This window comes from Simiduia litorea (assembly GCF_042853465.1).
Classification (GTDB): domain Bacteria; phylum Pseudomonadota; class Gammaproteobacteria; order Pseudomonadales; family Cellvibrionaceae; genus Simiduia; species Simiduia litorea.
The window spans coordinates 3,176,373-3,192,489 of sequence record NZ_AP031497.1; the positions used below are offsets into that span (position 1 = coordinate 3,176,373).

The following is a 16,117-nucleotide window of genomic DNA, read 5'->3' on the forward strand; positions in this document are numbered from 1 at the left end:
GGCCATGGTGCCAGATAGGAAGAGTTCTCTCGATCTCACAAGGCAGTTATACTCCTTGGCTAGGCTCACCCACAGGAAAACAGCAGGATGCCCCTCTTCATTATCATTATGCTATTACAGGTTTTCTTGATTGTGCACGCGGTGAAGACCGGGCGTAATACGCTTTGGGTGTGGGTGCTATTGATGGCACCTATGATTGGCGGCCTTGCCTATCTTATTGTCGAACTCTTGCCCGAATGGAACCGCAGCAGCAGCGCACATAAGGCGCGCAAAAAGGTACGCGATATAACCGACCCAAACCGAGACTTTCGTCAGGCCCAAGACAATTTAAAGCGCAATGAAACCATTCAGAACCTGATCAACATGGCCAAAGAGTGTGCCGACAAAGGTCTCTACAAAGATGCCGAAATGTTTTATGACCGCGCGCTTAAGGGCATTTATCAAACTGATCCTATTCTGTTAGAAGGGCTAGCAAGGGTACAGCTTTTGGATCAGCGCTATCAGGATTGCAAGCGCACTCTGGACAGCCTGATTCAACACAACCCCGACTACCGCTCTAAAATTGGCCACGTCATGTATGCCCAATGTCTCTTTAACTTGAAAGAATTCGACGCAGCCAACGAAGAGTTCGAAGCATTGAAAAAGTATCACCCCACGGCCTTGGTTAAATACCATTTGGGTGAGCTGCGCCAACTACAAAACCGCCCCACCGATGCGCTGAACGAGTTTCGCAGTATCCTCGAGCAAGAGAATGCTTGGGACCCAAGTGGCAATGGCGACGAACAGTGGCTAAACAAAGCGAAAGCGCGCATTGCAGACATCACTAAAACCGTACATTAACCGCGCGACGCCGCTCACCGCTCGCGCTAGTCGATGGCAAAAGCGCTAACTGAAGCCACGTCAGTTGAATAAACTGCAGCAAAGAAACCGGTTGTTTTTCAATAGCGCCTTAGATATGCCATAGTGACATCACTGTCGAGCCTGCAGTGTCAACGAGATGAATGAGCAAGGAAAGGGAGAGAGACGTGAATCAACTGACCGGTTTACTTTCTGTCATGGTGGCAAGGGATGCATCAGACCTCTACATCAATGCCGATGCGCCGCCAACAATCAAAGTTCACGGTAGCTTCCACACGGTTTCCGGCCCAGCTCTCGATCCGACACAAACGCAAGAGCTGATTGCTTCTGTGCTCACCGACGCACAAGTAAAGCAACTCCATCAAGATAAAGGCCTAGATTTTGGCCTAAGTTTTGACAATATCGGCCGCTTTCGCATCAATGTCTATTTTCAACGCGGCACTCTGGCCATGGTCGTGCGCTACATCAAAGATGCGATTCCGAGCATCAAAGATTTAGGCCTGCCGGATATATTGCATGATCTCGCGATGGAAGAACGCGGCCTATTTTTTGTCGTGGGCGCCACAGGCACAGGAAAATCTACTACCTTAGCCGCCATGATTGACTACCGAAACGCCCATCGCCGCGGCCATATACTTACCATCGAAGACCCCATCGAGTTCACTCATCACTACAAACAATCCGTTGTCAGTCAACGCGAAATTGGCACAGACACACACAGCTATGCAGATGCCCTGCGCTTCGGTCTACGGGAAGCGCCCGATGTCATTATGATCGGTGAGATTCGCGATACCGAAACCGCGCGCCAAGCGCTGCGCTACGCTGAAACCGGTCATCTTTGCTTATCGACCATGCATGCAAACAACGCCAATCAAGCGTTAGATCGGTTTTTAAATTTCTTCCCCGTGTCAGAGCAATTTCGAATTCGCCAAGACCTAGCGCAACACCTCCTAGGCATTATTAGCCAACGAGTTGCCATCGACCCCGAAGGTGGACGGGTCACACCGGTGGAAATGATGATGAACACACCGTTCATCGCTGGGCTAATAGAAAAAGGTGAAACAGAAAAAATAAAAGATGCGATGGGCTCTGGGGATAGCACAAACTGCCAAACCTTCGACGACTCGCTTTATCAGTTAATAAACGCCGACAAAATAACCAAAGCAGAAGGTATGCGTATCGCCGATTCGCGCATTAACCTAGCACTACGATTTAAAATGGGCGACAACAAAAATGACAATCACTACCTTACGCCGCAGAAGCATTGGCTATCTAAGTCGGCAAATTTTAATCACTATAAACGCGTCGCCATTCTAGCCAACCAAGCTAGTTTAGAACGTAGACCCGACATGGAAGCTGTCCTGACCGAGGCCATCAAGCAAGGCGTCAAAGAACGTGGATATAACCTAGTAACCAGCAAGCCAGATCTACTCATCAAATATGCCTTCGGCTTACACCACGAAAAAGCGCTACGCCTTCCAGCACATGAGCGGGAGACGGAGGAAGCGGAAAGCTCTCATTTGGAAGGCGGCTTAATCATCCAAGGTTACGACGGCAAATCTGGCGAAATCATTTGGCACCTAGTCGCCAAGCGCGCCATGGGAAAACAACTGCACAGCCAACAGGAGATCAATATTGAAATCGCCAACTTGATTGCTTCTCTGCCCCTAGCCCGCAGCTAACGGCAAGCGTCCACAGCAGGCCCAGCCCACCGCCGAACACAGCCCCCCGGTCCATTTGTCGCACCAAAACAAACACCCTTTACACTTGCTACGCACTGGCAAAAGCCCACAACGCCCGCTGACCAGCAAAACTGCACCACCTTCCCGACATAAAAACCAACAATATGTCAGACCAATTTTCTGAAACTAATATACGATTCCGCTAACAAACTGCGTCTAACAGCCGCTAAACACCTCACTTATCACGCCACAACATCCGTACCATCAAATTTTAAACGCTTAAATATCAATAACTTAAATTGAAATCGACAATATTTTAGAAAAAATTAAGTCAGACCACTTGATCAGACCGTATAGGTTCATGGTATCTTCACCTTGACGTAGATCACACATTCGGGAATTCAGTTAGCTATTGGTTATGGCGAAAATATGCGCAGCCATCTGATAAGCACTCAAACCGCTGACTCGCCCCCAAGCCCATGCATGTTGAATATAAGAAAGAATGAAGCAAACACCCAAGAGACAACTTAGACCCCTCATTACTCTGGCACTGGTGGCCAGTTGCGCGGTAGCGACCGCCTCGGATATCGTGAACGCCAGTTTTGAGGAATCCTGGCAGGGATGGACTCAATCCACTGGCAATTTATCGATTTCCAACGACGCGAGAACGGGCGCTCATTCACTCAAGCTCAGCAGCCAAGGCGCCTTCGCCGCGCAAACACTTAACCTTGCGCCAAACACCAAATATCAACTCAGTGCCTATTTGTTGGGTGCTGGAACGCTCGGCGTGAAATCCAACGGCCAACTGTTCTTCGATCAACCGAAAAAGCGAGTCAAGGAGTGGACGCAGCTAGCGGTCGTTTTCGAATCTTCCGATAACGGCAGCGCTACTATTTTTGCCAGTTTTGCGGGCACAGAGGGGCGTTTCGACGACTTCAACCTAACCGCAGTAAACGACAACAGCACCGCTGTCAGCGCCAAAATTTTACCTAGCACTGCCGGCGGCACCGGCTTATCACCTGACTTACCACCAGGCAGAAATTTTGATTTGCTCGGCTGGTATCTCAACACGCCAGGTGACGAAAATGACGACGGCATCTGCGATCGTTTCGACGAAGTCGATCTCGCCAAAGGCGCGACGGATTCGCGCTACTTTTATACCGCGCCAGACGGCGGCATGGTGTTCAAGGCCACGGTCGCGGGCGCCAAGACTTCAAAAAATACTAAATTCACCCGCACTGAATTACGTGAAATGTTGCGACGCGGCGACAAATCCATCAAAACGAAGGCCGACGCTGGCCCCAACAAAAATAACTGGGTTTTCTCATCGGCACCAACACGCATTCACAAATTGGCCGGCGGCATTGACGGCCGTATGGAAGCGACGCTAGCCGTGAATGCGGTAACCACAACGGGTGACGCCGGCCAAGTAGGTCGAGTCATTGTCGGCCAAATTCACGCCGATAGAGATGAACCAGTTCGACTCTACTACCGCAAGTTACCCCAAAACACTCGGGGCTCGATTTATTTCGCCCACGAACCTTCACGCGGCCACGGCGACGAGCAATTCATTGAACTAATTGGTAGCAAATCTAACTCGGCATCAGACCCAGAAAAAGGTTTCGCCTTGAACGAAAAATTTTCTTATGTCATCGATGTAAAAGGCAACACGCTGTTAGTTGAAATCAGTCAGAACGGAAAAACTCTGGCTAGCAAAAGCGTCGACATGACCCACAGCGGTTATAACGTCGCCAGCGACTACATGTACTTCAAAGCCGGCGTCTACAACCAAAACAGCACCGGCAACCCAGAAGATTTTGTGCAAGCCACTTTTTACCGCTTAAACACATCGCACACGGGCTACAAACCATAGCGACGTCACGCAGTATCCATTAACTAAAAAGCAAGACCACGAGCAATAAAATAGAGGACAATAAAAATGTATAAGCAAACACTATTATCACTCGCAGTTACCGCGATATTAGCCGGTTGTGGCGGTAGCGATAAAGCACCGAGCAACCAAAACGGCATGGTCAGCGTTACTGGCACGCCGAGCGTGGGCGCAACCTTGACAGCAACAGTGGAAGATCAAGACGGTGTGGTTGAATCATCCATTATTTATGCGTGGTACGCCGATGGTCGCGTCATTACTGGTGCCACGGGCCAGACCTATGTCATTACTACCGATGACATAGGTAAAGAAATTACCGTTATTGTTGGCTACCAAGGCAAGAATGGTGTGCGAGAATCGCAGACCTCCGCACCGGTAGCAGAAATTCCTGCATCAGTCAGCGTTGCTGCCACCTTTATTCATGGGTTGGTTACTGGTGGTAGCTGTTCGGTTTATGTGATTACCGAAACCGGTGCCAAAGGTAACGAACTTGCATCGGCAACCACCGCAAACGGTGCAGTTTCCTTTGGCAACGTAGAACATGACGGTTACGGGTTAATCGAGTGCACCGGTGGCACTTACCTTGACGAAGCCACTGGCACCACATTAACGGCGCCGCTAACCCGCGCCGTCGTTGACATGAGCGAAGGTGGTGATTTCGTTGTGTCGCCGCTGACCGAAATGGCCGTGCAGTTAGCCGAAGCCGACGCCGCAGGCCTACGCTCTGCGGTTACAACGTATAATGCCTTAGTGGCTACCAAATTTGGCCTATCGACGATCGACATCACCACCGTACAGCCAACGAATTTGCAAACAACCGCTGCGGCAAACGATGCAGCCGGTAAATACGCCACCGTAATTGCACTGATATCCCAGGTCGACGACAACGAAGCTGGTAGCGCCGCAGATATCATCAACGATTTCGCCGCTGACCTGCGTGACGGTTCACTGTCTAGCACCTCCATTCAATTGCTCGTCACTGCCGAAGCAGACTTACCCACCTCATCGGTTGGTACAAATCTAAATCTAACCGCGCTCGACGCCATTTCCGTTGCTGCTGGCATGACTAACACGCCCGGCTCCGTTGCGATTCAAGGCTCTGCGAGCGTTGGCTCCACACTAACCGCCGCTGTAACCGATGCGAACGGTTTTGACAGCGTAAGCTATCAGTGGTCAGCCAATGGCGTGCCCGTTAATGGCGCAACCACGTCCACATTGACAGTCGACAGCTCTGTTCTCGGCGACACCATCACCGTAATGGTGACCTACACCGATAACTCAGGTTTTAGTGAGCAGGCAACATCTGCGCCTACTGGCGCTGTAACTACCGTTGCAACTAACACACCTGGAAGCTTGGGAGCCATTAGCGGGCTCTATGAAGTAGATTCTGCGTTAAGTGTTGCGGCGCCTACCGATGCCAACGGCATCAGCGGCAGCATCAATTACCAATGGAAAGCCAACGGTGAAGACATCGCCAATGCAAATGCCTCAACCTATACCCTGAGCGCCGCTGACGTGGGTAAGACCTTGTCAGTTGCTGTCACCTATACCGACAACGACGGTTTTGATGAATCCCTAAGCGCTACCGCAACTGACATAGTTTTTAGCGCCATTGTGAATAACACCGCCGAGTTGACCACGGCACTGGCGGATAGCACTATTGCTGTGTCTGGTGCCATTGTGGGGTTAAGCGGCGGCGCAGCAAGCTATGTCAATGTCGGTGAAATTAAACCCGCCAATGGCGTAACCCTTACCCGCACTGCAGGTAGCGGCGCCGTTCTTACCGGCCAGCTGTGCCTTGAGGTGGGTAACGATGTTGTGATCGATGGCCTCGCGTTTGACGCTCTCGATTATGTTACCGGCAGTGAATGTGAAGGCAACGGCGTTTCCTTTGTCTTTATATCAGGCATTAACGCCATCATGCGCAATAACAGTTTTTTGGGAGAAGCTGTTGCGGTCAATAAGGCCAACTATGTCACGGTGAAAGGCTATCAAGTGCTGATTGAGCGCAACTATTTTACCGGTAAAAACCGTAGCTTAGAGGGCGCCTATGTCAGCACCTTTGCCAACTCCATAGAGTTGGATCAAGAATCTCACACCATCCAATACAACCACTTTAGCGATGCGGGGAATGCGGACGGGTCTTTGAATTCGTCGGCCATGGCACTACAAATTGGCCGCACCACAGGAAGCGGCGCACAAGACCCTGGCTACACTAAAGTTCAATACAACTTGTTTGAAGACACACGCACTAACCAGCGAGTCATTCGTGTTCAATCAGGTGAAAATATTTTCCACGGCAATACCTTTGACAACACCGACGGTGTTCTCGGTTTAGAGGATGGCTTCCACAATACCGTGACAGATAATATCTTCGCTGGCGCCAACGCGAGTGGCGATGGTGCCATTGCCTTTGCACCGCTGGGGCACGTTATTACGGGTAACTATATTAACAACTTGGCGACCACAAGCTCTGATAAAAAGGCTGGCTTGGTACTTTATTCGGCGGCGCTCACGGGCTCAGGTAACGCGGCAATTATTGCCGCCAAAACAGCTGAAGAAATGAAAGTGACTGTGGCAAATAACACCATCATCAATGCCAAACAGGCCATTCTACTTGCCGCATCTGGCTGTAGTGTACTTCCTGCGTTTTTAGAATTTAGCAATAACCTAATTGCCAACCAGTCGACTGCAGAGTCGATTAACGGCAATAGCAATGGTGCGGGCCGATCTGCCATTAGGGATTCTTATTTTCCCACCTGTAGCTTCAATGCAAGCACCACGTTTAATGCTAACCACTTTTACTCTGAGTCATTATCGAATACCGGACACTTTGCTTTCGCGGACTTCGGTGGCACAGGTAATATCGCTGGAGCAGAAGATGGTGCAACACTGACAGCACCAAATGCTAACAACATGGTAGAAGGTAGCGGTGCCGATGCCAATATTGGTGCAGACATCGATGGCCTGACATTCATTACGTCAGACATGGTAGGTCCTGGCAGCACCTGGACAGTAACACTACCTTAATCTGCTAGCTGACACATGAAGAGGCGCCCAATCGCATTGGGCGCCTTTTTTATTGGCCCCACGTTAGGGCCATTTCCCTTCGCTAACTTTATTTCACCGGTAAATACCTATACCCTTCCGTCTGTGCGCGCCATGTAGCATCAACCGGCACAATAGGCGGTCTTGAATAATCCAAGGGGGTGGCCACTAGTTATGCAGAAAAAAGCAGGGCGAAGCCCCACTGTTTGGCTATGCAACATCGTGCTGCTGACTTGGTTTTCCGCATCGGCCTTAGCCAGTGAGCTAGCGCTAAATCAACTGCGCTATATTACCGAGCACAGTCCACCTTACAATTTCGTCGAAGCCGGTGAACTCAAAGGCCCAGCGGTTGACCTGTTATTGATGGCAACGCAACAGGCAGGGAGCCCAGTGACGCGCCAGAGTATATTGGTTCAACCTTGGGCTAGAGCCTACCGCAACGCCCTTGAGGGCCCCAACACAGTCCTGTTCAATACCATTCGCACCCCAGCACGTGAAAAACTCTTCAAGTGGGCAGGGCCAACAGGGTCGGAAAAATACGTGCTGATTGCGGCGAAAGCGCGAAACATTGTTCTACATGGCGGTGCCGATATCGCGAAGTACCGCGTAGGCGCCGTGAGGGATGACGCCGGCGAATCCTATTTGCGCGATTTAAACATACCGTCGAGGAATATTACCCTTGCCACCAACGTAAACAGTCTGGGCAAAATGTTGAAAGCCGGCCGCATCGATATGTGGGCCTTCGGAGAAGACGGCTGGCGGCAGAGCCTAGAAGACTCTGCCATCAATCCATCCAATTACGAAACCGTATATGTGCTTAAAAAGAATGACTACTACTTCGCTTTTAGCCTCGACGTTGACGACAAACTCGTAGCCGACATGCAACAGGCGATAGACGTTATTCTACAAGCGAACGCCAAAAGCATTCAGTTAGACTAACGCGCGTTCGGCACCGAATAAACACACTTACCGACGCAGCATTCAAACCAACATTATGCACCTGAGTCACTAAATCGCCAGGCTATTTCTCCAGCGTAAACGTTAGACCGGCATTAGCTTGCAACCTATCGATTAACAACGTCCCTAGGGCCGACGCCGGAGTCCAAATGCCACCTGCGACAGACGCTGGATTCTTTAACAGCGCCACAGCGCATTCACTAATCATCTTGCTGGTGGAACCATAGCCCGGGTCTTTATCACCCCTGACGCTTGCCGACAAAACTTCACCTTCACTATTTGAACCCACAAAAAGCACATCATAAAAGCCCGTCTCCCGCTCCTCCTTGGACGGCCCTTCACCAGGCTGCATGGGATTTTTAGCCATGGATTTATCTTCCGCAACGGCTTTTGCCATCATCTCGCCCTTTTCACCTGGACCAGTCAACAACATCTCATCGTATACAAAATTTTCACCATAGCGATGCGTCAACAACAGATTCGAACGATGGATATTTTTGGTATTAATCGTCGCCATCACAAAGGGCGCCGACCAGCTATTTAAGTCCGGCTCAAACAGTGGCACCAGCCCAGTGGGCTGCTCCGGACCCGCGAAATGCTCGGTCAACGCAAAGGGATCGGTTAACACCTTAACCAAGGCTGGATTCTGTGCCGCGGCCTTCATCGTCAAGCGAAAACTCTCTAAGGTGCCACCAGAAAATGTTCCCTTCATCGCGCGAACTCTACCTTTCACCCGCGCTAGGGGTTTACCCCATTTTTTCAGTGCAGCCAACTGCAGAAATAAAACGCCGAGATCAAAAGGCACAGAGTCGAAGCCACATGAGAATACAATACGCGCACCGCTCGCCTTAGCCGCAGCACTATGTGTCGCAATCATCTCGTGCATCCACGCCGGCTCGCCACATAAATCGACATAGTCAGTTCCCGCCTCACAACAGAGCCCAACCAACGCCGAACCATATTTTTGATAGGGTCCCACAGTGGTCAAGATCACCTGCGTTCGCGACACTAACGATTTTATCGACGCTTCATTGCCAACATCTGCCACAACCAAAGGTATACCGTCAGGGATACCCATTTCATCTCTTACCTGTTCTAGCTTTTCTCGACTACGGCCAGCCATCGCCCATTTAACATCACCATTCACGCCATAGCGCTTATTCAGATACTCGCACACGAGGCGACCGGTATAGCCAGTTGCACCGTAGACTACCAGACCAAATTCGCGTTTTGCTGTCATACAGTCACCAATTATTTAATATAGTTAATGAAATAAATGCTTTAGCCAAAACGCCCGATTTTTCAATCAACAGGCGCGACCAGGTAAAAGCGCTAAGGTAAAAAACGTTTAGGCATCATCGCATAGGCTAAAACCAATAAGAAATAATGAAATAAAATGGGCGATTATCAATACTCGTGATAGTTAATCCTTCTAGGGCAGCCCACTTGCAGGCGCTTGAGCAACCGTACCAATCTGTTTCAACGTTAGACGGCTGAAATACTCACAAATACCCATTTTGTGATTTGGTAGATAACAAAAACGAGCACCTGAGCACATCTCCTATCATTGCCCTAAAAAAACACACTCACACCTTAAGTTCATAATTACCATATCAATCTACTTTTCACGTTTTGAGTCACTCCAGATCAACGCTCAATTTCAAATAAGGATTTACGATGAAACCCGCTCGCACTCTTCTCACTGGTTTATTTGTTGGCAGCGTTATCATGCTTGCCGCCAATTACAGCTACGCACTTGACCAATGCAATTTCACCAGCCAATGCAAAACACAGTATGGCCCTATAGCAACCGACTGTGCCGATAGTTACTCTGATCACAGTGTATGTATGTGTGGTTCTCAACCCTGTGACAGTATGGAACCCAGCGCGCCGACCTTCGCAATACCGGGTCGAATTGAAGCCGAAGACTACCATCGCTACTTTGATACAAGCACAGGAAACAGTGGCGGACAATTTCGGTCCGACAACGTCGATATCGAAAAAACCACCGACCTAAATGCAGGCTTTAATGTGGGTTGGGTAGACGGCAATGAATGGCTAGAGTACGACATAAATGTACTCAACAGTGGCGCCCATAAAGCCACCATTCGGGTAGCATCCAAGCCCGGCAATGGCATGTTTACCTTAGCGGTAGATGGTACTAACCGCACCAATGCGATCGCAGTGGCGGCGACTGGGGGTTGGCAACAATGGCAAAACCTCCAGACCGACTTAGGCGAACTAACAGCTGGAAAGCACACCTTAAGATTCAACGTCTTAGCCGGTGGCTTTAACATTAACTGGATAGATATTCAGAAAACCACAGATACTGACAATGGTGCCGTCATGCTCGGAAAATTCAATACGTCAAAAGATTTACTATTAGGCCACTTTGACAGTAAACCCGACCCTGATGATATTCATGCGGTAGCCGGCCTCGGAACCATGTTAAAAGACGCACGTTTTTCTAAGGTAAAGTACCATGCTGTATCCGGCGCCTATGGCATACAGGGTGGTAACTATATTGAAGCTAACAATTTATTCAACTTGGCTTTTGGCGCGAACAACTGGTCAAATGCCCACCTCAATTGGAATAAAGCGCTGGATGAAACCACCAGCAAAGTCAAAGCAACACTCACGGCGAATGGCGATATTTGGATTCAAGAAGCGGGACAAAGTGATTTCACTGCGGACATTGTCAAGCGCATTAAAGCTCAAATGCCAGCCATCAATACGAAAACTCGCATTCACGTAATTCAACATAGCCAATGGAACGAAGATAAAACAACCCCTGCAGACCTCAGTTATGTAAAGCAAAACACCGACTATCAAAAAATTGACGATGGCAATTCCAGCAATAATGCAACGCCCGGCTTTAATACAAAAAACGGTAGCTACTGGATCTCAGCCACGTCTAATGCATCCGTTGGACAACTCTGGACTGAAGCAAAAAAAGTGGCCGATGCCAGCATAGAAAATCACGTTGGTTGGGTTAACCCGACAATACGCGATGGCGGCTTTGATTTTTCGGATGTGGTAGAAGACACATGGATATTCGGCTTCAACAACCTGAAAAATACCGAAGGCTTCTTTAATGAGTTTTTAAACTAAGGTCTTTGTTGTTCACCGCTACACAATGCCTATCACGCCAATTACTCGCACCGACTGTTGGCGTGATTCGCTTAACCAGCCAAAAGCTAATATACCCATCTACCACCCACACAGGCAGCACTAATACAGCGGCTCGCGTCAACAGCACCGTTCATTGTTCTCTGGATCTATAGCGCCAACCGAACTGGCTCTATATCGAGCCCCACTTTACCGTATCATTTTAACTATCTACCCAGCGCGGCTAGGCCTCATCAGCCGCTGATCCACCGTTTTCGCATTAAAGTTTAGGGCTGGTGTTTTTAACTAATTGTTTAACGCGTGTTTTTAACGACGGTTTGGCGCTAAGGCGCCAGCGCAATAGCTGTTGTATTCAACACAACTAGACCTAAATGCTAGCCATGTGCATTTCAATAGACGGGTAGATAAACATCATAGCTTTTAGCAGCGGAATAGGTTGTACCCACGCTCAGCTATCCGACAACGCGAAAAATAATGTTAATTAGCGAGAGAATCCAGATGAAAAAAATAACCTTACTGGCGAGTGGGGTGATGCTTTTAGCGTCCAGCCTCGTTCATGCCGATTCAATATTTTCCGATAATTTTCAGGACGCCAATATAAACGGTTGGGCAACTAGCGGTAGCGGTGTAGCAGCCGCGAGCTTGTACGGCTCAAATTATTCACTGCGGGTATCTTATCGAAAAAGCGCCACCGCCGCGATTTCAACCGCTGGCTACAGCGACGTCACATTGGCTGCGGATTTAGCCGCCTATTCGTTAGAGTACAACGATTATTGTTATGCCGAGGTTTCCATCGATGGCGGCTCGAATTGGAGTCATTTAATTACCCTTGCCAATGGCAGCGACGACTCCGCCTTCAGATCCTACGACGGCTCGCCTGTCGGCGCCGATAACAATAGCGACATGCAAGTGCGCGTGCGTGCCAATGGCAATGCTTACAACGATTATTGCTATCTGGACAACGTCCTTGTGCAAGGCACCCCAGGTGGAAGCAATGGTGCGCCAGACATAAACCTGACCGGTAACAGCGCACTCGGTTCGGTCAACCTAGGCGCTAGCAATTCCAGCGTCATCACCGTGGCCAACGATGGCGACGCCGACCTGCTCATCGGCGCCACAACGGGCTTGGCAGTACCCTTTGGTATCAGCCAGAATAATTGCGCCAACACCACTCTCGCGCCCGCCGCCAGTTGCACAATAACCACAACCTTTTCTCCCACCAGCGCGGGCACCTTTAACGACAACCTGTTGATTAACTCGAACGATAGTGATGAGCCAGCCCTATCCCTCAACCTTACCGGCACAGGCGTCGACACCAGTTCGACCTGTGCTTACGATTGCCTCACCGGTAGTGGCAGCGTTAGCCGTAGCACCGTCACTTACGCAAACCTCACAGGTTCACCTGGCAACGGCAGTCTGGTCAATTACAGCGGCTTTGCGCTACCCACAAATGCCGCCAACCCAAGTAACACTTTCGAAGGTAGCCTAGTGTTCACTGGCACCCAGAGGGGCTGGGCAAGTATCACTGATCCCTACGCTTACGCAACGCTGAGTGGCGTTAAACAACTGCCTAATTTCAACTACCAATTCGTACAACACGGTACCCACATCATTCCGGTACAGCGCGGCTTAATTCAAAGCGGCGCGGCACTCGGCCAATGGGATTTAATTCTAGAACCTGGCCGCGTCTGGGACGAAACCAGCGACAATGGTTACAGCCGTGCAGCTATTCCTTTTGCGCTTACCGAATACAATCAGAACTGTACGCACAATGGCGTGTTGACGTTTCTCTTTAACGACAGCGGCAACATTTCCAATGTTCAATATCAAATAGCGGCTGAAACCTGTAACTACTACCAGTTCAATATGTACGGCCGACTTGCCGCTAGCTATAACAAGGCTAGCGTCAGCAATGCCGGCACAATTAAAGCAGCCTATGAAACCGAAGTTGCCAACCGCATGCCGATTAAATCGATCAGCGCCTTGGCAACAGATTATCCCAGTGCTGGAATCACCGTCAGTAACATTGGCAGCGACCAAACGGCGAGCGCCATGACACTCTACGGCGTCGCCTATAATGGCGTTCACTATGTCGGCGGTTGTGCTACGCGTTACGGCGATTTCCCCTTCTGCGACGTCATGAGCGTGCCCTCCTACTCCACCGCGAAATCCGTCGTCGGGGGTATCGGGTTAATGCGTTTAGAACAAAAATATGCAGGCACACAGAAAGCTGCTTTGGTGAAAGATTACGTCGCAGAATGCAACAACACTACCAAATGGGGCAGCGTAAGCCTCGAGGATGTGCTCGACATGGCCACCGGCAATTACGCCTCCTCTGGCTACGAGACAGACGAAACAAATAACGCCACTGACTGGTTATACAACAATACACATAGCGGAAAAATCGATATCTCCTGCAACTTTTACAGCCACAAGACTAGCCCTGGAAGCACTTGGGTGTACCATTCATCAGATACCTACATACTCGGTCGCGCACTCAATAACTACGTACAAGGCCAAGAAGGCTCGAGCAAAGACTTTTTCGCCGACATGTTAGTGCCCGATGTTTTTGTACCGCTAGGTGTAAGCCCATCGCTCTATAAAAGTATTCGCACTCGCGATACAACATCCGCTGCCGTCACTGCACTGGGTTTATTTTATCACCGTGATGACGTGGTAAAAATTGCCGACATGCTCAACAACGACAATGGTAAAATAAATGGTGTGCAGATTTTGGATGCAGCCATGGTCGACGCCAGCCTGCAGCGCAACGCCAGCGACAGAGGATTACCGACAGACCCATCGCAGTCAACGTCCACCAGCCAGTACAACAACAGCTTTTGGGCCTACGATTTGAATGCCTCCACGACGGTTACGAATTGCACCTCAGAAACATGGATTCCCTACCTGTCTGGCTATGGTGGTGTCGGCATACAAATGTTGCCCAACGGCATGACTTACTACTTCTTCAGCGACGGTCTTGAGTACGGCTTTACCAAAACACTTAAAGAACTCGACAAAATTACTCCGCTATGTAACTAATCCAGTCTGAATATAAAAATGCCCACGCTAAGTGGGTATTTTTATAATTGAAACCAGTCGAAATACGCGAGCCTGACAATTTTCCGCCGGTCAGTTTTGCACCGCAATAAATCAAATGGCCAACGGAAAAACCAAAACTTAACGCCATACTTAGGTTAAAAGTCGTTAAAATGCATTTATGTCAATAGAGCTCAGCAAGTAATTTTTCAAAAGCCTCGGTGCGCTCTAGCGGTGTCGTGGAAAGCACGCCGTGAGCTTGTAGTATCGACAGTAATTTTCTGGGCACTAGATTTTTATCCCCTACTATTTCTACATGCCCAGCATCAACTTGAACGCCCGTGGTATTCACATCGCTATCAATTTTTGGATGATACTGCTCTGCCAAATCAAAAACATAGTCACTTTCGATACACTTGCCCTGGGCATCCACTTTTCGGCAAGTATCTTTTTCGTTCGTCACTATTTTTAGGTAACGCTGTACCGCAGGCATTAAGGGTTTGGGATATCGAATGAAATCTGACGACGCAGTGATTTCAAACCAATTATCACCTGTTACCAACCAGCAGATACCGGGAACAATACCAACACTTAACCAATGCAAGGGTTCAATACCACACTGTCCAGCCACTGCGATTCCCGACAGCGGTGCGGATACCGTAACCAATTCCAACGTCTTATTGTTTACATAACTGGGTTTCGTGTAGGCCTCCTCCAATGCCTTACGGGCAATAAGGCCACCCATGCTATGACCGACAATGGAAATATTATTGTTATTCATAACCTGAGTTAATTCATGAACGGCGGTAGCCAGCTGTGCCGCGTTGGACACCAAACTCTTTCTATCGTCGTAACTAAAACAGATTGCCTGCTGGCCGTGAAATGCATAGAGCTGTGCAAGAGATCTAAATCGACCGGCCGAACCATTACAGCCATGCACTAAAACCGTGATCGGTGATTGCGAATCGATGCTTACCGCTTGATCTTCAGCATCGGTGCATGCACTGAGCCCCGCAATAGATAAGGTCTTGTCTGGCGCTGAAAGACGCGAGTTATCAAGCGGCTGAGCATCGGGAACGTAGTTTGAAGACGACGAACACCCAACCAACAACACAACCGAAAAAAAGACGCACCATCTCATCAATCCAATCCCCTGCCCGAATACAATTAGCTTTGTTATTTCGACGAATTCTATAGCAAACGCGGCACGATAGACACACAAGCTCCCGCGTGCTGCGCAATGGCTAGAACGACGCATCCCTAAAGAGAGGGGATGAGAGAAACGTAAAATCGGTAGAGTCTTAAACCAATCTTTATTCATCGTTAGCGTTGAAAACCAACAGGCGCCGGCGCTTGAAAAGCACAAGGGGCTTAAGCTACTCACTAATAGGAACGCTAGAATCACACTGAGTTAGTACGGTGCCCTTGCGACGCTCAACCTCGGGCAAACGCCAACGCTATTCGCAGACTACGCTAGATCTGCATCAATCGCCGCTGACCGAGCAAGGTATCT

9 protein-coding genes are annotated in these 16,117 nt (G+C 49.4%); 7 read left to right on the forward strand and 2 right to left on the reverse strand.

From position 1 onward, the window contains the following. The first annotated feature begins 87 nt into the window (after positions 1-87). The 5 genes from ACGHTT_RS14030 to ACGHTT_RS14050 all read left to right on the forward strand — a co-directional run bounded on the left by ACGHTT_RS14030 (position 88) and on the right by ACGHTT_RS14050 (position 8,418). On the forward strand, positions 88-840 hold the full coding sequence (locus ACGHTT_RS14030) for a tetratricopeptide repeat protein (protein ID WP_390591426.1): 753 nt from the start codon (positions 88-90) through the stop codon (positions 838-840). 185 nt (positions 841-1,025) lie between these two features. Further along, positions 1,026-2,540 (forward strand): PilT/PilU family type 4a pilus ATPase, encoded by a 1,515-nt coding sequence (locus ACGHTT_RS14035; protein ID WP_390591427.1) that lies wholly within the window; start codon positions 1,026-1,028, stop codon positions 2,538-2,540. 502 nt (positions 2,541-3,042) lie between these two features. Continuing rightward, positions 3,043-4,413 (forward strand): polysaccharide lyase family 7 protein, encoded by a 1,371-nt coding sequence (locus ACGHTT_RS14040; protein ID WP_390591428.1) that lies wholly within the window; start codon positions 3,043-3,045, stop codon positions 4,411-4,413. Between the two features lie 66 nt (positions 4,414-4,479). Further along, positions 4,480-7,461 carry a chondroitinase-B domain-containing protein gene (locus ACGHTT_RS14045; RefSeq protein ID WP_390591430.1) on the forward strand — a complete coding sequence of 994 codons (2,982 nt, stop codon included), beginning with the start codon at positions 4,480-4,482 and terminating at the stop codon, positions 7,459-7,461. A 192-nt stretch (positions 7,462-7,653) separates the two neighbouring features. Then, a complete protein-coding gene (locus ACGHTT_RS14050) occupies positions 7,654-8,418 on the forward strand; it encodes a substrate-binding periplasmic protein (RefSeq protein WP_390591431.1) in 765 nt (254 codons plus the stop codon). 82 nt (positions 8,419-8,500) lie between these two features. On the opposite strand, the gene ACGHTT_RS14055 is transcribed toward ACGHTT_RS14050, so the two are convergent. Continuing rightward, positions 8,501-9,676: a saccharopine dehydrogenase family protein gene (locus tag ACGHTT_RS14055; protein WP_390591433.1), complete on the reverse strand. Its 1,176-nt coding sequence runs from the start codon at positions 9,674-9,676 to the stop codon at positions 8,501-8,503. A 437-nt stretch (positions 9,677-10,113) separates the two neighbouring features. Between ACGHTT_RS14055 and ACGHTT_RS14060 the strand changes: the two genes are divergently transcribed. Then, a complete protein-coding gene (locus ACGHTT_RS14060; protein ID WP_390591434.1) occupies positions 10,114-11,547 on the forward strand; it encodes a carbohydrate-binding protein in 1,434 nt (477 codons plus the stop codon). Between the two features lie 516 nt (positions 11,548-12,063). Then, positions 12,064-14,607, forward strand: coding sequence for a choice-of-anchor D domain-containing protein (locus tag ACGHTT_RS14065; protein ID WP_390591435.1), 2,544 nt, complete (start codon positions 12,064-12,066; stop codon positions 14,605-14,607). 181 nt (positions 14,608-14,788) lie between these two features. Here the strand turns inward: ACGHTT_RS14065 and ACGHTT_RS14070 are convergent, their stop codons facing one another. Further along, positions 14,789-15,745 (reverse strand): esterase/lipase family protein, encoded by a 957-nt coding sequence (locus ACGHTT_RS14070; protein WP_390591436.1) that lies wholly within the window; start codon positions 15,743-15,745, stop codon positions 14,789-14,791. Between the last annotated feature and the right edge of the window lie 372 nt (positions 15,746-16,117).